Genomic DNA, 17,682 nt, shown 5'->3' on the forward strand with positions numbered 1-17,682 from the left:
CTGGGAGAAGGCCCGTCCAGCAGGCCAGCCGCACCGTTTCCGGGGAGAAGAAATCAGGCGGAAGGCCTCAATCAGACCTTCTCGTCCTCGTAGGGCTCGTCCTCCTCGCGCTCCTTGCGCCGCCGCTCGATCATGGCGACGGAGAGGATCGAAATTTCATAGAGCAGTAGTGTCGGCAGGCCGAGGCCGACCTGGCTGATGATGTCCGGCGGGGTCAAAATGGCCGCCGCGGCAAACACCGCCACAATCGCGTATTTGCGCCCAGAGCGCAGTTGGGCCGCCGTCACCAGCCCTGCCCGCCCTAAAAGGCTAAGCACTACAGGCAGTTGGAAGCAGAAACCGAAAGCCAGGATCAAGGTCATGATCAGGCTGAGATATTCGCTCACCCGCGGCAAAAGCTCGATGGCGATTTTCCCCTCGCCGCCGCTTTGCTGCATGGAAAGGAAGAAGCCGAGCGCCAGCGGCATGATCAGAAAATAGACCAGCGCTGCCCCGAGCGCGAAGAGCACCGGCGTTGCCAGAAGGTAGGGCAAAAACGCGCCCCGCTCGTTTTTATAAAGGCCGGGCGCGACGAACATATAGATTTGCGAGGCAAGCACTGGAAAGGCCAGAAACGTTGCCCCGAAAAGCGCGAGCTTGAGCTGCGTGAAGAAATATTCCTGCGGCGCGGTGAAAATCACCTTCAGATTGGCCGCCTCATCTCCGGCGGCGATCTCGTAAGGCAGCAGCAGAATGTTGTAGATCACATCGGCAAAGTAAAAGCAGATGGCGAAGCCTATGGCGATAGCCACGACCGAATAGAGCAGCCGCGTGCGCAGCTCGATCAGATGCGTAATCAGCGGGGCACGGGAGGCCTCGATGTCGTCATCCGGCTCGTCGCTACGCTCACTCATAGGTTGGATTTTCCATCGAGAGGGCCGGCCTTGCGTTCGGGCTTGTCCTGAGGCTCTGCCTGCGTTTCCGGCTTCGGTCCTTCATGGCCTTCATAAACCGGTGCCTCGGCCGGTTTCTCCGGTTCGGAGTTCTCAGAAACGCTCACACGTTCCGTGTCGCCTTCCGCTTCAGCGGCAATCTTATGCGCCTCTTCCGGCGGCACGCCGTCCATGATGGCCTTGTTCACCGCATCGACCGGATCGTTAAAGCTGTCCTTCAACTTGTTGATCGGATTGGCCTTACGGATGTCCTGCACTTCCTTGCGCAGTTCTTCCAGCTCCGCCTCGCGCGCCATATCATCGAAAGATCGCTGAAACTCGCGGGCCATGGCGCGGATCTTCCCCGCATACTGACCGACAACCCGCATCATCCGCGGCAGGTCTTTTGGACCCACCACGAGAATGGCAATCACGCCTATCAGAAGAAGTTCAGACCAGCCAATATCGAACATGATGCAGATGCCGCTCCGCCCGGCGCCGCCGTGCGTGAAGGTCAGCTATTGACCTTGCTGTCCTTTTCCGCATCCGCAGCCCGCTCAGCCGCCGGCTGCTCCTGCTTGTTCTCCAGGCTTTTCGCCCCGCCTTGTTCGTCGGCTTCTTCTTCCGTCAGCCCTTTACGGAAGCTGCGAATACCTTTGGCGACATCACCCATCAGCGCGGAAATCTTGCCGCGCCCAAACAGCAGTACCACGAGCACTACAACAATGATGATCTGCCACGGACCGATCTGTCCCATTCAATAATCTCCACATACGTCTTAAGAGACGAAGCTAACTTCTTTCATCATCTCAGAATCCACTCCTCGCCGCAACGTATGGCCAAGGTGGAGGTTCAGTCGTCTTCGCCTTCACTGGAAGCGCTCTGGGCAACATGGTCATCCAGCGCCTCCCCATATTCTTCATGTAGGGGGTCATCATCGAATTCGCCATCCCCGTCGCCGCCCGTATCGGAGGGAACCGGCACTTCAAAGCCCGGCGGCAGGTGCCCTTCGAGCATGCCCGAGGCTTTCAGCTCATCGAGCCCCGGCAGATCGGAGATGTTTTCAAGGCCGAAATGCACCAGAAACTCCTCCGTCGTCCCGTAAGTCACGGGACGTCCCGGCACCCGGCGGCGGCCGCGCAGGCGCACCCAGCCCGTTTCCATCAAAACGTCCACCGTGCCTTTGGAAACGCTCACGCCGCGGATTTCCTCGATCTCCGCCCGCGTCACCGGCTGGTGATAGGCGATGATCGCCAGCGTCTCGAGCGCCGCGCGGGAGAGTTTCTTCTGCTGCTTGGCTTCCCGGCGCATCAGGAACGACAGGTCTTCCGCAGTACGGAACATCCATTTATTGGCCACACGCACCAGATTGACGCCGCGCTCGGCATAAAGCGCCTGCAAATCCTCGATCAGCGCGCCGACATCCGCCCCTTCGGGCAGGCGGGCGGCAATGCTGTCCCGGTCCAGCGGCTCTGCGGCGGCGAAAAGCAGCGCCTCGACCATGCGCAATTGCTGCGCGGGATCCTGCACGGGGAAGGCCTCGACATTGCTGTCGTTGCTGTCGTCGCTCTCGCCGGCGTCCGCTTCGCCGTCCTCGTCCGCGTCGTCATCGGAGGCGTCTTCAGAGGTTTCGTCAGCTGCTTCCTCGGCACCTTCTTCCGCCTCATCGGCAGGTGCCTCACTTAAAGCTTCTTCGGCCTCGGCCGCACCTTCTTCGGCGGCTTCCGTTTCTACGGCTTCCAGCTCGGCCTCTTCTTTTTTCACTTCGCTATGATCCATCATCTACTCGTTCGTGCCGGGAGCGGCGCCGGAAGGCGCGCCCGCCTCATCCCCGCGCCGTCTCACATAGACGGGCTGGAACGGGCCGGTCTGCCGGATTTCCAGCTTGCCGTCCTTCACCATTTCCAAAGTCGCGCTCAAGGTGCTCGCCAGTGCAGAGCGCCGTTTTTTGCCCGAGCCGAAATCGGGCGGGAAGAAACTGTCGATCCGCCCCCAATCCATGGCCGCGCCGATCAGGTTTTCCAGCCGCCGCCGCGCATCTTCGATCGCCAGGATGGGCAGCTTTTTTACCTCATAATGCTCGGTAAAGGTGCCGCGCACACGCTGCACGGAATAGGCCTTCAAAAGCTCATAGAGGTCCGCCTGCCATTCGGGCGTGCGGATCACGCGCACCCCTTCCGGCTTGCCGCGCGCAAACACATGGATGCCCATGCGGGTGCGGCTTGTGAGCTGCTCGCTCGCTTTACGCATTGCCTCCAGGCGCTGCAGCTGAAAAGCCAGGCGCGCCGCCATTTCGGCGCCCGAAAGCTCGCCCTCTTCGTCTTCCGGCGGCGGCAGCAGCAGCTTCGATTTCAGGAAGGCAAGCCAGGCGGCCATCACCAGATAATCGGCGGCAAGATCGAGCTCCAGTCGGCGGGCTTCCTGAATGAATTGCAGGTATTGCTCGGCAAGCTCCAGAATGGAAATTTTGGTCAGATCGACCTTCTGGTTGCGCGCCAGCGTCAGCAGAACGTCGAGCGGGCCTTCATAGCCGCTAATATCGACGACCAGACTATCCTCATGCTCGCTTTCGGAGGGATCGACCCGCACAGGCGCATCGAAGTCCTCCGCCTCGCCCTTTTCCGGGGCGGCGGATGCTTCGGCGGCGCTCTCCTCCTCAGGCGGAGCAGCGTTGGGGTCGGTCGGCGGCTGGGTCATGTATTGGCAACTCGTTGAAGGAACCGGACGGCGGGCCGCGCCGCAGGCTGTCTGCCCTTATAACGCGCCTTGGGATTCGGGGCACGGGCTTTTGCCCCGATCCGGCAATTTCCTGTGGGCGAATTGCTGGATGCGCCCGAAAATTTCTAGGAATAGTTTCCAATAAGGGCCTGAAAGGCCTCCCAGCCCGCTTCTTCATCGAAAGGCTGCGGCGGGCGGTAGCGGCCAAGGGCGTTTTCGGCCCGAAGCAGCGCCTTGCCGCCAAGCCGGGGCACCTCGGCCATGATGGCTTCCATCTCCCCCGGATCGCCATTGCAGTGAAGCACCACGTCACAGCCGGCCGCAAACGAGGCCCGTGTCCGAGCGCCGAACTCCCCGCCCAGCGCCTTCATGGAAAGATCATCGGACATAAGCAGCCCGTCAAAACCGATATCGCCCCGGATAACCTCCGTGATCACCTTGGCCGAGGTTGTGGCGGGGGCATCCGCATCGATGGCGCTGTAGATCACGTGGGCGGTCATGGCGAGCGGCATATCCGCCAGCGCCCGGAACGGGGCAAAATCGGTTTCCCGCAACGTTTCAAGCGGTGTGTCCACGACCGGCAGCGCCTCGTGGCTGTCCACCCCGGCCCGGCCGTGGCCCGGAATATGTTTGATGATGGGCAGAACACCGCTTTGCAGCAGCCCCTCACAGGCCGCCCGGCCAAGGGCGATGACGGGCTCCGGCGTCAGCCCATAGGCCCTGTCGCCGATCACGTCATGAGCACCCGGCACCGGCACATCGAGGACAGGCAAGCAGTCAACAGTCACGCCCGCGCGGGCAAGTTCCCCCGCGATGAGCCGCGCGCCGAGCCGAGCCGCCTCAATCCCTTTTTCGGGATCAGCGCTGTAAAGCGCGCCGTAAGCCGCCCCGGTTGGATAAGAGCGCCAATGCGGGGGGCGCAGGCGCTGCACCCGGCCCCCTTCCTGGTCGATCAGGACGGGCGCGTCCCGGCCCACAGCTTCCCTGTAACTTTGGGTCAGGGCGGCCAGCTGGCCTGGGCTTTCGATATTGCGGGCAAAGACAATAAAGCCCCAGGGATTGGCCTCCTTGAAGAAGGCGCGTTCCCGCTCGCTTAAAACCGGCCCCTCGGAGCCGAATATCACCGCACTTGGCGTCATGCGGGCTTAGCGCTCCCGCACCAGGCAGTCGAGGCCGCGCGATTTCAGCTTGGAGCAGAGGTTATCGGCGCTCGATTTGCTGTCCAGATAACCGATCCGCAGACGGTAATAGACGCCTTTATCCCCAAGATCGGCGCGCTGGATATCCGCCTCGGTACCGCTCAGAAGATCGCTGTGCTGCTTCTGCAAACTGGCGAAACGGGATTTGGCATCCGCCTCGCTGCGAAGCGCGGCGATCTGGACCACATATTTGCCCGAAGAGCTGGAGGAAGAAGCCGCAGGTGCCGGTTTGCTGGCGCTCTGCGACGGCTTGGCTTCCGGCGTACGGGGCGCAGCGCCCGGAATAACGGCTTCCTCGGGGCTGGAGGGTTCGGCAGCCGTTTCCTTTTCAGCGGCAGGCTTTTCCTCCGTATCCCCGTTCGGCAGCTTCATGGGTTCCTCGGCACGCGGCAAGAGCCGTTCGACACCCTCTTCTTCACTTTCCGCCCCGGCGATGCGGTCATAGATGCGCTTGTCCTGATGCGGAATTTCCATGCCGCCCGGATCCTGCGGCGTGACCTTCGCCGGGCCCTGTTCGGCGCGGATCAGCGGCGGGGCGCTGCGCATCCCCTCCTTCACGCCTTGCTGATAGGCAAAGAAGAGGACACCCCCAAACGCCGCGAGCAGCAGGATAATCCCGGCAAGCAGCAAGGGCCCGCGCCCGCGTTCTTCTTCCTCATCCGTCGCGTCATAGGTATGGAATTCTTCGTCGGACGGATGCGGCACGAAACGGCCATGTCCTTCATCATCCCGATCGGACATCAGCGCATCTCCTCTATTGCTTCTACCCCCAATATGCCAAGGCCCGCCTCCACCACATAGGCGGCAGCGCGAATCAGAGCCAGCCTTGCAAGCGTAACACTCTTGTCATCGGCGAGGATAAATCTGAGCGAGGGGTCGTCCTTGCCCTTATTCCAGAGCCCGTGGAAGGCCGAGGCCAGCTCATAGAGATAAAAGGCGATGCGGTGCGGTTCATGGGCCTCCGCCGCCGATTGCACCATGCGCGGGAACTGCGCCATTTGCTTGATCAGCGTCATTTCCGCTTCATCGCGCAGCAGCGCCATATCGGCCTTGGCAAGCGCGCTGTCGGATAGGTCAATACCGCTGACCTCAGCTTGCGCATTACGCAGCACCGAATGGATGCGCGCATGGGCATATTGCACGTAGAAAACCGGGTTCTCGCGGGACTGTTCTTTCACCTTCGCAAAGTCGAAATCAAGCGGCGCATCGTTCTTCCGGTAGAGCATCATGAAGCGCACCGCATCCCGACCCACTTCCTCCACCACATCGCGCAAAGTGACGAAGCTGCCCGCGCGCTTCGACATGCGCACCGGTTCGCCGTTCCGGTAGAGCTTCACGAGCTGGCAGATCTTCACATCGAGATCGGCCTTACCGTCAGTGACGGCGGCAACCGCCGCGCTCATCCGTTTGATATAGCCGGAATGATCCGCGCCCCACACATCGATGAGATGCGCCGCGCCGCGTTTATATTTGTCGTAGTGATAGGCGATGTCGGGCGCGAAATAGGTCCAGCTGCCATCCGACTTCTTCAGGGCCCGGTCCACATCGTCGCCGAACTCGGTCGATTTAAAGAGCGTTTGCGGGCGCGGTTCCCAATCTTCCGGTGTCTTGCCCTTGGGCGGCTCCAACACGCCGGTATAGATGAGGCCCTTGCCTTCCAGATAGGCAAGCGTTTCCTCGACCGCGCCGTTTTCATGCAGCGAGCGCTCGGAATAAAAAACTTCATGCTCGATGCCCAGCGCGGCAAGGTCGCCCCGGATCATTTCCATCATGGCATCGATCGCCCGTTTGCGGACGATCTCCAGCCACTCGGCTTCCGGCATGGCTTTCAGCTTATCGCCATATTCGGCGGCCAGTTCCTTGCCCACCGGCACCAGATAGTCGCCGGGATAAAGCCCTTCGGGGATATCGCCGATATCCTCGCCCAGCGCTTCTCGGTAGCGCAGGAAGACGCTGCGGGCCAGCACTTCGATCTGTCCGCCTGCATCGTTGATGTAATATTCCCGGCAGACCTTGTAGCCCGCCTTCTCAAGCAGGTTCGCCAGCGCATCGCCGAAGACCGCGCCGCGCGTGTGGCCCACATGCATGGGGCCCGTCGGGTTGGCGGAAACATACTCGACATTCACGAGCTCGCCCCGCCCCGCATCCACTTCGCCGTAAGTGTTTCGCGCATTGAGAATATGTGCGACCTGGGCGCGCCAAAAGTCCGGCTGAAGCGTTAGATTGATGAAGCCGGGGCCGGCCACATCGACTTTGGTGAAATGACCGGCCGCTTCCAGCTTGGCAGCGAGCAACTCGGCAAGATCACGCGGCTTCATCCCCGCCGCCTTGGACAGCACCATGGCGGCATTGGTGGCGAGATCGCCATGGGCCGCATCGCGCGGCGGCTCGACGGTGATCTTGGAAAAGTCGAGATCGGCAGCAAGTTTGCCTTCGGCACTCAGCGCGCCAAGTTGGTCGGTAACAATATTCAAAAAGTGCGAAAAAATATTCATGATGCTACTAAATGTTTCCGGTGCGGGCGGAATGTAACGGCAGAAGCCTCTGCTTGCTAGTATGAACTAAATCCGCAGTTTCCTGCGGAATATCCATTTCCCCGCCTTCTTCATCCCATCAAGACGAAAGACGATGCATATGCAACGCCTTATTTTTCCGCGTCCTCTCTTCTTTTCTGCCTTTTGCCTTGCCGCAGCCCTCGCCTCATCGGCCGGGGCTGCCCTGGCGGACGTGCCGCCCGCGGCCAAGGAAAGCCTGAAACGCGCCCATGGCACAGACGATCCGTTCGTCATGGAAGCGACACTAGAGGCGGCTCTTGCCCGCTACCCGGATGAGGCTGCCGCCTTACGCGCTTTTGCGGCGGGCCTTGAAGGGCCGGACACGGCCGCTCAGGCCGCCGGAGCACCCGAACCATCTGCCGCCACCGGGGAAACAGCCTCTGTCGAAACACCGACTTCGGTGGGCGGTTTCTTCACCGGCTGGAGCGGGGAAGCGGAAGCCGGCGCGACCGTTACCTCCGGCAATACCGACCGGCAAAACGCCCTTGCCCGCTTTACGTTGGAACGCGACCGCGCCCGCTGGCGCACGAAGCTGAACGGCAAGCTGATCTATGTGAAGGAAGAAGGCGAGCAAACGGAAGAAGAATATACGCTGGGAACCCGCATCGACCGGAAGCTGGACGAGCGTCGCTTCTACTTCGGTCAGCTGACGGCCACGCGCGACGAGTTTTCCGGCTATGACTACCGGATTACCGAAATTGTCGGCTATGGCCAACGCTTCACCCCCTGGTCCAGCTCGGAGTTGGAACTGACAGGCGGCATTGGCGGACGCCATTCGCGCCAGTCCGACGGCACGGAGAACCACGAGCCCGTCGCCAAGGCAGGGCTGGACTTCGAATGGAAGATCAATGGCGGCTTGACCTTCGTGCAGACCGGGGAAGCGACGGTCGGCAGCGAACTTACGGTGACGGAAACCGAAACCGCGCTGAAAACCCGGCTAGCCGAAAACTGGCAGATGAAAGCCGGTATCGAAACGACCTATGTCACCGAAGTGCCGCCGGGCGACAGGAACCTCGACACCCGCACCGCCGTCACGCTGCTTTACGGGTTCTGATCAACTCATCCGCTCGTCATGCAGATCGAAGAGCCGCTTGTGCTCGCTGATGGCGAAGCGGTCCGTCATGCCGGCAATAAAATCGCATACCCGCCGCGCGGTACGCATACCCTTCGGTCCGTCGCATCCCTCCTGCCATTCCGGCGGCAGAAGATTGGGCTCGGCATGGAAGAGTGCAAAAAGCTCCTGCACAATCCGCCGCGCCTTGCTCATCGAGCGGTTGACCTTGTAATGGCGGTACATGCGTTTGAAGAGAAAGCCCTTCAGCGCCGCATCGTTCTCACTCATCTCGGTGCTGAAGGCGGCAACCGGCTCACTCGCCCCGCGCACGTCCTCCACGCTTTGCGGCTTGATCCGTGCGATGCGGGTTTTCGTCTCGCCGATGAGATCGCCCACCATCCGGCCGATCATGCCGCGCACCGCCTCGTGCTTGACGAGCTTCGGGTCGAGCCCTGGATAGGTGTCATAGACGTCCTTGAACACTGCGCCCACAAGCGGCACATCCAGCAAATCCTCGAAGGTGAAAAGCCCGGCACGCAGCCCGTCATCGATGTCGTGATTATTATAGGCAATGTCATCGGCGAGCGCCGCGATCTGCGCTTCGGCAGAAGCAAAGGTGTGAAGCTCAAGATCCTGCACTTCCGCATATTCCACGATAGCGCGCGGCAGATCCTCGAGGCCCCGCCCATTGCCGATGAGCGGGCCGTTATGTTTGACGATCCCTTCCAGCGTTTCCCAGGTGAGATTGAGCCCGATCCAGCGCGGATAACGCCGCTCGAGCTTGGTCAGGATGCGCAGCGTCTGGGCGTTGTGATCGAAGCCGCCATAGCCTTCCATGCACGCATCGAGCGCTTCTTCTCCGGCATGGCCGAAAGGCGTATGGCCCAGGTCGTGCGCCAGCGCCAGCGCTTCGGCGAGGTCTTCATCGAGCCCCAGCACCCGGGCGACAGAGCGTGCAATCTGCGCTACTTCCAAGGAATGGGTCAGCCGCGTGCGGTAATAATCGCCCTCGTGATAGACGAAGACTTGAGTCTTGTGTTTTAGGCGGCGGAAGGCGGCGCAGTGGATGATCCGGTCCCTGTCCCGCTGAAAGACGGTGCGCGTGGCGCTTTCCGGCTCCTCGAAGAGCCGGCCCCGCGAACGGGCCGCCAGGCTCGTGAAAGGCGCGGTAGCTGCCGGATTGGATAAGGCCAAAAAAACCCCCTGCGTTTTGTGCCTATTTGCCAAAAGATCCCCCGATACGAGGCAATATTTGACAATTGGGCCCTTCTTCTTACATCTCTTTAGAGTATTTCCAGGCTATAATACCAGCCATGAGTAAACCGGCAGGCCTTAACCAGCAAGATCGCAAGGCGGCCAAGCCGGTAGACAGAGAAGCGGATGGATCAAATGAGCGAGAGCATGGAATTGGAACTGCCCGGCGTGGGACAGCCCATTACCCTGTCCGAGCGGGCGGCAAAGCAAATCTCCAAAATCCTCTCCGGTGAGGAGCCCGGCGTGATGCTGCGCATCGCGGTGACGGGCGGCGGCTGCTCCGGCTTCCAATATGCCTTCACGTTCGACGATGAAAAACAGGATGACGATCTGGTGCTTGAGCGCGGCGGCGCGACCGTCCTCATCGACGAGCTTTCGCAAATGTATCTCGGCGGCTCCGAGATCGATTATGTGGACGATTTGATCGGCGCGGCTTTCAAGATCAACAATCCGAATGCCACGGCCAATTGCGGCTGCGGCACCTCCTTTTCCATCTGACGGCGATCGCTGAGACAAGCCCGCTCAAGCATGATAAAAAGCCCGCTGCCGCTCAGCGGGCTTTTGTTTTGGAGGTCTCATGAAAATCGCCACATTCAACGTCAATTCCATCAAGGTTCGTCTCGGCCATCTGAAAGATTGGCTGAAGGAATCGGAAGCCGATGTGGTGTGCCTGCAGGAAATCAAATGCGTCGATGATGCCTTCCCTGCCGCAGAGATCGAAGACCTCGGCTATAACGTCGCCGTGCATGGCCAGAAGACCTATAACGGCGTCGCCATTCTCTCCAAATACCCGCTTGAAGATGTGACCTGCGGGTTGCCCGGCAATGACGAGGACGAGCAGGCCCGCTATATCGAAGCCGTGGTGCCCGCAGGCGACACCGTGCTGCGCGTCTGCGGGCTTTACCTGCCGAACGGCAATCCGGTCGATACTGAAAAATTCTCTTACAAGCTGGAATGGATGGACCGGCTCATCGCCCGCGCAAAAGAACTGCTGCTGCTTGAAGAGCCTTTCGTGATGATGGGCGATTACAACATCATTCCCCATGAAGACGATGTGCACGACCCGGACGCCTGGCGGGACGATGCGCTCTTCCGGCCGGAATCACGCGCGAAGTTTTACGAGCTGCTCAATCTCGGCCTGACGGAAGCCTTCCGCGCCTGTCATTCCGAGCCTCATAAATATTCGTTTTGGGACTATCAGGCCGGCGCCTGGCAAAAAGACAATGGCATCAGGATCGACCATTTGCTGCTCTCGCCGCAAGCCGCCGACCGGCTGCGCGCCTGCGACATCGACAAGGCCATGCGCGGGCGAGAAAAACCCTCCGACCATGTGCCGGTCTGGGCGGAACTTGAGTTTTAAGCCTTAGCGCACCGGCTCACCGGGAAACGCATCGCCGCCCGGCATCAGCCGCACCCCTGCCCGCAAGCGTTTGTAAGGTAGGACCGTGTGATCGGCCGGGTTCGGGCCGGGGCTTGCCACCACCAGCACTTCTTCGGCAATGGGCTCGAAATCGGCGCGAAAATGCACCGAGCTCTTTACTGCGACGACGCGGTAACTTGAAGGCTCGGCGCCGAGATGCGTAAACATCGCCTGATCCGCGCATTGTACTTTGCGCTCGGCGGCAACCACATCGACCGCGCCGTGCCGCAGAAGCGCGGCCCTGCCAAGAGAAATCTGCGAGCCTGCATAAAAAGGCCCCGTCGCGGCAAAGGGCGCATTGGAAAGCCGAAGCACCTCCCACTCTGCATGAATGGGCTCTTCCGGCGCGCCGCCGGTCTTTGCGCCGAGCGGCAGGGAGACCGTCCCGCCCTCGCCTGCCTCATGCGCGGCGCGGGCAACTTCCGGATCGTAAATCACACCCATCAGCGATTTTTCAAGATTACTGTCCAGCATGGTTCTCAGAAGCTCGACCGTATCGCCATTACCGCCTGCGCCGGGATTGTCCTGTGTGTCGGCCAGGATGAAGGGGCCGGGCTTGCCCGTCTCCGTCACATAGGCAAGCGCTGCTTGCGGCGCCCAGAGTGCGCCCGCGAAACGGTCCTCCAACTCATAGATCCGGCGGGCAAGTTCGTCCGCAACACCGTCCGCTTCTTCCTGCGCTGCGGCATAGACAAGAACCGAGGGCCCGCAAAAGGCAATATCCGCCGGTGAAAACCCGGTGGCGAGCGAGACGGATTTCACCCCGCCGCGTTCAAGATCGCCGAGCCCGCCGTAAATTTCTTTTGCCGGGTCTAGCAGCGTGCAGGAGGCGATGAGCGGGATAAGAAAATCGATTTTCCGGAAGGCGCTTGCCGCCCGTGTTCCCTCGCGCAACCGCGTTTCCAGCGCTTCGGCGGCACGCTGGCCGGTCTCGGCCATATCGACATGGGGGTATGTCCGGTAGGTGACGAGCATATCCGCATGGGCATGCATGGTCTCGCTGACATTCGCATGAAGATCGAGACTGACGATGATCGGGAGCGTAGGGCCCGTCAGTGCGCGGATACGGGTGAGAAGTTCGCCTTCCCCATCTTCCAGATGCTCACAGACCATTGCCCCGTGCAGATCGAGATAAAGCGCGTCGATGCCATCATCCAGAGCAGCTTCGAGTTTTGACAGCATGGATTGCGTAATACGCTCGAAAGCATCTTTCGTCACCGGGCCGGAGGGCGTTGCCGAACACCACAAAAGCGGCACAAGCTCATGGCCGAGCGCTTTTGCCTGATCCATGAAACCGGAGATAGGGATATTCATGCCGCCAAACGCATTCAGCAGCGCTTTGCCTTCCTGCAGCGCAGGCCAGGAATCGGCCTGCTCGAATGCGGTCAAATCCGCCTTCATCGGTGCGAAGGTATTCGTTTCGTGCTGAAAGCCGCCAATGGCGATCTTCATTCCGGTCTCCTTGCCCTTTTCACACTCATTGGCCCCATCGTGATTGGCTCAGCCCTCGCGCATCTTCCGATGAGCAGGTTAGACTAACGCCAACAACAAATTGAACATAGCAAGCCGATAGGGAGCCATCATGATCAAACTTACATTCTGCCTTACCCGTAAAGACGGCATGACGCGCGAAGAGTTCCAGGATTACTGGCTGAACCGGCACGGTCCCCTGGTGCGCAAACATGCCAAGGCGCTGCATATCAAACGATATGTGCAGCTCCATAGCCGCGATCTGCCGGATACGGACCCGCTGCGCGCCTCCCGTGCCGGGTCGCTTGAAGAAGCACCGGCAACTTATGACGGGGTAGCGGAGCTTTGGTGGGAAAATCTCGATGAACTGCGCGCGGGCACGCAAACGGAAGAAGGGCTTGCCGCAGGCCGGGCGCTTTTGGAAGACGAAGCAAAATTCATCGCCTTCAAAAGCTCCCCGCTTTGGTTCGGCGAGGAAGAAGTGATCGTCGGTTAGCCCCGGCTCTTGCGGGCCTCAAGCCATTGGCGGGCCCGCGCTTCACCCTGCAGGCGCACTTCCGCGCTGAAAATGCCTTTGAGCTGGTCCTGCAGCGCGTTTGCCTGTTCACGCTCCTCATCCGTGCCGAGTTTTTTGGCGAGGTTCAGATACATCGCCCCTTCGACAGGTTCCTCGGCAATCCCTTCGCCCTTGGCATAGATGCGGGCCAGCTCGAGGAAAGCGGGCACATAGCCTTTCTTAGCCGAGAGCAGCAGCCAGCGCATCCCCTCCACCCGGCTGCGCGGCACGCCGAGGCCGTTTCGGTGCATCTTGCCGAGATAGTATTGCGCTTCCGGATTGAATTTCAGCGCCGCCTTGTCGAACCAGTCGAGCGCTTTCAGATAATCCCGTTCGAGCTCGATATCGGGAATGCCGGTCAGATAATATTGCGCAAGGCGCACCTGCGCATCGCTATTGCCCATTTCGGCGGCCTGCGTGAAATAGGAAAAGGCCAGCGCATCGGAGGCGGGCACGCCCTGCCCGTTCATATAAAGATTGCCGAGCAGATAAGCCGAAAGCGCATGACCGTCCGCCGCGCTTGCCTTCCATTCTTCGACCGCCGTTTCCACATCGCCGGAACGGAACGCGGCAATACCCCGTTCGAAATCGGCAGCGGCAGTGGCGGGCAACCCGCCAAGGCCGAGCAATGCGGCAGCTAGAGTGAGCGGTAATTTGCGCATAGACGCGCCTCCCTAAACAACGGTCATCGCGCCGGGGATCAGCCCGGCAGAAAATCAGCGTAGATGAAACCTTCCCGTTCCACCACCTCTCCAGGCCGGCAAGCGATGGGCTTGGTAAACATCGGGCCTACCGTAACAACGGTATGAAACTCGCCCTGTTCCCCGCAAGGATCGACGCTTGCCGGAAGGTTCTCAAGCAGCGCCGCGTCGAAACGCCGCCCGGCAAATTCTTTGGGGGCTTGCCGGGGATCGACACAGACAAGATGCGCCTCGAGCCCGCCCTCGATCATCTCCCGGGCAAGCGCGGCTGTTTCCGCGTCCCAAAGCGGAAAGACGGGGGTGAGCCCCGTGCCTTTCAGCTTGTCCTCCCGGTAAGCGCGCACATCTTCCAGAAAAAGATCGCCGAAGATCATATGAGTGACGCCTTGCGCCGTCAGCGCGCTTACCGCCTCTTCCATCCGCGCTTCATACGTCCCGTTCGGGCAAGGCCAGGGAATGGAGACTTTATGGCAAGGCAAACCAAGCGCTGCGGCCTGCAGGTCCAGAAGTTCTTCGCGCACCCCGTGCATGGAAACGCGCGAGAAGGTGCCCGTCACGGTGGTCAGAATACCGGCGATTTCAAACTCACCTGCCTCCCGCGCTTTATGAAGCGCCCAGGCGGCATCCTTGCCCGAGCTCCAGGAGACATAGGCCTTCGGTTTTTTACTCACGTATCAGATATCCGCGTAACAGTGTTTTTCCGCCGCGCCGCCCGGATGCGTCACCGCGCCTTTGCGCGCCGTACCGACAAGCTGGGCATATTTCCAAAGCGCGCCCGAAGCGTAATCGGTTTCACGCGGCTTCCAGTTCTTCCGCCGCGCTTCCAGAACGTCGTCATTCACTTCCAGATCGATGCGGCCTTTTTCCGCATCAATGGTGATCATGTCGCCCGTTTCAACCAGCGCAATCGGGCCGCCCACGGCCGCCTCCGGTCCCACATGGCCGATACAGAAGCCGCGTGTTGCCCCGGAAAAACGCCCATCGGTGATGAGCGCCACTTTGTCGCCCATGCCCTGCCCGTAAAGGGCGGCGGTGGTAGAGAGCATTTCCCGCATGCCCGGCCCGCCTTTCGGTCCTTCATAGCGGATGATCAACACTTCGCCTTCTTCATATTGCCGGTTCTCGACCGCTTCGAAGGCTTCTTCCTCGCAGTCGAACACCCGCGCCGGGCCTCTAAACTGCAAGGTCTGCATGCCCGCGACTTTCACGATCGCCCCGTCCGGCGCGAGCGTACCCTGCAGGCCGACAACGCCGCCCGTCGGCGAGAGCGGTTTTGAAACCGGGTAAATGACTTTCTGGTCTGCGTTAAACGTGACGCCTTCCAGATTTTCTTCGAGTGTCTTGCCCGTCACCGTCAGGCAGTCGCCATGCAGATAGCCGCCATCCAAAAGCGTGCGCAGCAGCATGGGCATGCCGCCTGCCTCATACATATCCTTGGCGACATATTGCCCGCCGGGTTTGAGATCGGCGATATAGGGCGTTTTCTTGAAAATCTCGGCCACTTCCAGAAGATCGAAATCAATGCCCGCCTCATGGGCCATGGCGGGAAGGTGCAGCCCGCCATTGGTGGAGCCGCCCGTTGCAGCCACGACGGTTGCCGCATTTTCAAACGCCTTGCGGGTGCAAATATCGCGCGGGCGGATGTTCTGCGCAATGAGGTTCATGACCGCGCGGCCAGAGGCTTCGGCATATTCGTCCCGGCTTTCATAAGGCGCAGGCGCGCCGGCGGAGTTCGGCAACGCGAGGCCGATCGCCTCGGACACGCAGGCCATCGTATTTGCCGTGAACTGTCCGCCGCAGGCCCCGGCGCTTGGGCAAGCCACGCATTCGAGCACCAGTAGCTCTTCATCCGGCAAATTGCCCGCCGAATGCTGCCCGACCGCCTCAAACACATCAAGCACCGTCACGTCCTTGTCCTTGTAGCGGCCCGGCAGGATCGAGCCGCCATACATGAAAACGCTCGGCACATTGAGCCGGAGCATGGACATCATCATGCCCGGCAGGGACTTGTCGCAGCCGGCAATACCCACCAGCGCGTCATAGCAATGCCCGCGCATGGTCAGTTCGACGGAATCGGCAATCACGTCCCGGCTTGCAAGCGAGGATTTCATCCCCTGATGGCCCATGGCGATACCGTCCGTCACGGTGATCGTGGTGAACTCCCGCGGCGTGCCATGGGCTTCGTTGACGCCTTTCTTCACCGCCTGAGCCTGGCGCTGCAGGGCGATGTTACAGGGCGCGGCCTCGTTCCAGCAGGTGGCGACGCCGACAAAGGGGCGATGAATTTCTTCATCGCTCAGCCCCATCGCATAATAATATGAGCGGTGCGGCGCCCGCTCCGGCCCTTCCGTCACGTGACGGCTCGGCAATTTCGATTTGTCGAAACTCTTGGCATCCATGGGAGCACTCCTTTTGACGAACCGGCAGCCTTGGGCGGGATAGTAGGCAGCAAAGGCGGGGCGAACCACCCCGGAAACGGTATTTTTCCGCCGATTGGCCCGCTTCGCCTAGGGTGCGCCCTTTCTCCAATTGACCCTCGCGCCCCCCGGGGTCAAGATTTTCTCAACGCACGGGCTCACGTGCGGCGCATAAGCGGAAACGAACAGGGAGAAAGCCATGAAAGCGGCAGTATTGCGCGAAGTGGGGAAACCGCTTCAAATCGAAAATGTGCAGATCAACAAGCCAGGCCCCCATGAAGTGCTGATCCGCACCGTCGCGGCCGGCGTCTGCCATTCCGACCTTCACTTTCTGGAAGGCAAATACCCCTACCCGCTGCCCGCCATTCTCGGCCATGAAAGCGCAGGTGTCGTGGAGCAGGTCGGCTCGGAAGTGCGCACGGTGAAGCCCGGCGATCATGTCGTTACCTGTCTGTCGGCCTATTGCGGGCATTGCGAGCATTGCCTGACGGGGCATCTTTCCCGCTGCATGAGCCCGGAGACACAGCGCCAGGCCGAAGAAGAGCAGCGCCTGAAAGCCGCCGACGATGCGGCGATGTTCCAGTTCCTCAATCTTTCGTCTTTTGCCGAGCAGATGCTCATTCACGAACATGCCTGCACGCCGATCCGTAAAGACATGCCGCTCGATCTTGCCGCCCTTATCGGCTGTTCGGTGACGACCGGCGTCGGCGCGGTCATTCACACATCGAGCGTGCGTCCGGGTGAGACCGTGGCCGTTGTCGGCTGCGGCGGCATTGGCCTTGCCGCCATCAATGGCGCGGCGATTGCCGGCGCCGGGCGGATCATCGCCATCGACGCCATCGGCTCGAAGCTCAATCTTGCCAAGGAATTCGGCGCGACGGATGTCATCAACGCGAAAGACGGCGATCCGGTGCAGCAGGTGCTGGACCTGACGGGCGGCGGCGTACACCACTCTTTCGAAGCCGTGGGCCTCAAGCAAACCGCCGAGCAGAGCTTCAAGATGCTGGGCAAAGGCGGCACCGCCAACATCATCGGCATGATCCCCGTCGGCGTGCATATCGAACTGCACGGCGCGGAGTTCCTGCAGGAAAAACGCATCCAGGGCTCCAACATGGGCTCGAACCGTTTCCCCGTGGACATGCCCCGCTATGTCGATTTCTACATGAACGGTAAATTGAAACTCGATCAGATGATTTCCCGCCGCATCAAACTGGAAGATGTGAACGAGGCGTTCGAAGAGCTCAAAAAAGGCGAGATCGCCCGCTCCGTCATTATGTTCGATCAGTAAATGGGGCGCTGACCCCCGGCATGGAGAAGGCGGCGCGGATGAGCGCCGCCTTTTGCATATCTGCGCCGTGAAGGCTGCTCAAAACGCACCGTTTCCGCCATTTTACAAATTGTAACAACGCTTTCCCGCCGCTTGAAAC

At 60.6% G+C, this 17,682-nt stretch carries 18 protein-coding genes; 5 read left to right on the forward strand and 13 right to left on the reverse strand.

The genetic code is table 11. The annotated features are described in order from the left end of the window. Positions 1 to 71: 71 nt before the first annotated feature. The 8 genes from tatC to argS form a co-directional block, all read right to left on the reverse strand. The gene (tatC, locus tag ACOQOT_RS07740) at positions 72 to 893 is read right to left on the reverse strand and encodes a twin-arginine translocase subunit TatC (protein WP_420561757.1); all 822 of its coding nucleotides are present in this window, start codon (positions 891 to 893) and stop codon (positions 72 to 74) included. After that, a complete protein-coding gene (gene tatB, locus ACOQOT_RS07745) occupies positions 890 to 1,384 on the reverse strand; it encodes a Sec-independent protein translocase protein TatB (protein ID WP_420561758.1) in 495 nt (164 codons plus the stop codon). Before tatB ends, tatC begins: the two co-directional genes overlap by 4 nt. 41 nt (positions 1,385 to 1,425) lie before the next feature. Next, complete coding sequence (gene tatA / locus ACOQOT_RS07750) at positions 1,426 to 1,668, reverse strand: twin-arginine translocase TatA/TatE family subunit (protein WP_420561759.1); 243 nt, start codon at positions 1,666 to 1,668, stop codon at positions 1,426 to 1,428. Positions 1,669 to 1,763: 95 nt separating this feature from the next. After that, entirely contained in the window at positions 1,764 to 2,414 is a 651-nt protein-coding gene (gene scpB, locus ACOQOT_RS07755) for an SMC-Scp complex subunit ScpB (RefSeq protein ID WP_420561927.1), read from the reverse strand. Positions 2,415 to 2,693: 279 nt separating this feature from the next. Further along, positions 2,694 to 3,608, reverse strand: coding sequence for a segregation and condensation protein A (locus ACOQOT_RS07760; RefSeq protein WP_420561760.1), 915 nt, complete (start codon positions 3,606 to 3,608; stop codon positions 2,694 to 2,696). A gap of 146 nt (positions 3,609 to 3,754) precedes the next feature. After that, positions 3,755 to 4,768: a beta-N-acetylhexosaminidase gene (nagZ, locus tag ACOQOT_RS07765; protein ID WP_420561761.1), complete on the reverse strand. Its 1,014-nt coding sequence runs from the start codon at positions 4,766 to 4,768 to the stop codon at positions 3,755 to 3,757. 6 nt (positions 4,769 to 4,774) lie between these two features. Further along, positions 4,775 to 5,569, reverse strand: a complete 795-nt coding sequence (locus ACOQOT_RS07770; protein ID WP_420561762.1) for an SPOR domain-containing protein — start codon at positions 5,567 to 5,569, stop codon at positions 4,775 to 4,777. Then, positions 5,569 to 7,323, reverse strand: a complete 1,755-nt coding sequence (gene argS, locus ACOQOT_RS07775) for an arginine--tRNA ligase (RefSeq protein WP_420561763.1) — start codon at positions 7,321 to 7,323, stop codon at positions 5,569 to 5,571. Before argS ends, ACOQOT_RS07770 begins: the two co-directional genes overlap by 1 nt. 139 nt (positions 7,324 to 7,462) lie before the next feature. Between argS and ACOQOT_RS07780 the strand changes: the two genes are divergently transcribed. Beyond that, positions 7,463 to 8,437: a DUF481 domain-containing protein gene (locus ACOQOT_RS07780; protein WP_420561764.1), complete on the forward strand. Its 975-nt coding sequence runs from the start codon at positions 7,463 to 7,465 to the stop codon at positions 8,435 to 8,437. Here ACOQOT_RS07780 and ACOQOT_RS07785 read toward each other — a convergent pair whose 3' ends face one another. Further along, positions 8,438 to 9,631 (reverse strand): deoxyguanosinetriphosphate triphosphohydrolase, encoded by a 1,194-nt coding sequence (locus tag ACOQOT_RS07785; RefSeq protein ID WP_420561765.1) that lies wholly within the window; start codon positions 9,629 to 9,631, stop codon positions 8,438 to 8,440. It lies immediately after the preceding gene. A gap of 195 nt (positions 9,632 to 9,826) precedes the next feature. On the opposite strand from ACOQOT_RS07785, the gene erpA reads away from it, so the two are divergent. Together erpA and xth are read left to right on the forward strand one after the other, a co-directional pair. Beyond that, the gene (erpA, locus tag ACOQOT_RS07790; RefSeq protein WP_081875356.1) at positions 9,827 to 10,189 is read left to right on the forward strand and encodes an iron-sulfur cluster insertion protein ErpA; all 363 of its coding nucleotides are present in this window, start codon (positions 9,827 to 9,829) and stop codon (positions 10,187 to 10,189) included. A gap of 79 nt (positions 10,190 to 10,268) precedes the next feature. Further along, positions 10,269 to 11,051 (forward strand): exodeoxyribonuclease III, encoded by a 783-nt coding sequence (gene xth, locus ACOQOT_RS07795; protein ID WP_420561766.1) that lies wholly within the window; start codon positions 10,269 to 10,271, stop codon positions 11,049 to 11,051. A gap of 3 nt (positions 11,052 to 11,054) precedes the next feature. On the opposite strand, the gene ACOQOT_RS07800 is transcribed toward xth, so the two are convergent. Further along, on the reverse strand, positions 11,055 to 12,563 hold the full coding sequence (locus ACOQOT_RS07800; RefSeq protein ID WP_420561767.1) for a M81 family metallopeptidase: 1,509 nt from the start codon (positions 12,561 to 12,563) through the stop codon (positions 11,055 to 11,057). Between the two features lie 130 nt (positions 12,564 to 12,693). Here ACOQOT_RS07800 and ACOQOT_RS07805 point away from each other — a divergent pair, with 130 nt between their 5' ends. After that, positions 12,694 to 13,077, forward strand: a complete 384-nt coding sequence (locus tag ACOQOT_RS07805) for an EthD domain-containing protein (protein ID WP_420561768.1) — start codon at positions 12,694 to 12,696, stop codon at positions 13,075 to 13,077. Here ACOQOT_RS07805 and ACOQOT_RS07810 read toward each other — a convergent pair. From ACOQOT_RS07810 to ilvD, 3 genes are read right to left on the reverse strand one after another with little or no spacing between them, the layout of a single operon-like run. After that, positions 13,074 to 13,799 carry a tetratricopeptide repeat protein gene (locus ACOQOT_RS07810; RefSeq protein WP_420561769.1) on the reverse strand — a complete coding sequence of 242 codons (726 nt, stop codon included), beginning with the start codon at positions 13,797 to 13,799 and terminating at the stop codon, positions 13,074 to 13,076. The two genes, ACOQOT_RS07805 and ACOQOT_RS07810, sit on opposite strands and share 4 nt — an antisense overlap. A gap of 38 nt (positions 13,800 to 13,837) precedes the next feature. Continuing rightward, a complete protein-coding gene (locus tag ACOQOT_RS07815) occupies positions 13,838 to 14,509 on the reverse strand; it encodes an ATP-binding protein (RefSeq protein WP_420561770.1) in 672 nt (223 codons plus the stop codon). A 3-nt stretch (positions 14,510 to 14,512) separates the two neighbouring features. Beyond that, entirely contained in the window at positions 14,513 to 16,237 is a 1,725-nt protein-coding gene (ilvD, locus tag ACOQOT_RS07820) for a dihydroxy-acid dehydratase (RefSeq protein ID WP_420561771.1), read from the reverse strand. A gap of 217 nt (positions 16,238 to 16,454) precedes the next feature. On the opposite strand from ilvD, the gene ACOQOT_RS07825 reads away from it, so the two are divergent. Then, on the forward strand, positions 16,455 to 17,543 hold the full coding sequence (locus ACOQOT_RS07825; RefSeq protein WP_420561772.1) for a Zn-dependent alcohol dehydrogenase: 1,089 nt from the start codon (positions 16,455 to 16,457) through the stop codon (positions 17,541 to 17,543). The last annotated feature ends 139 nt before the right edge of the window (positions 17,544 to 17,682 follow it).

Origin of the sequence: Tepidicaulis sp. (assembly GCF_965222285.1) — a bacterium.
GTDB lineage: Bacteria > Pseudomonadota > Alphaproteobacteria > Parvibaculales > Parvibaculaceae > Tepidicaulis.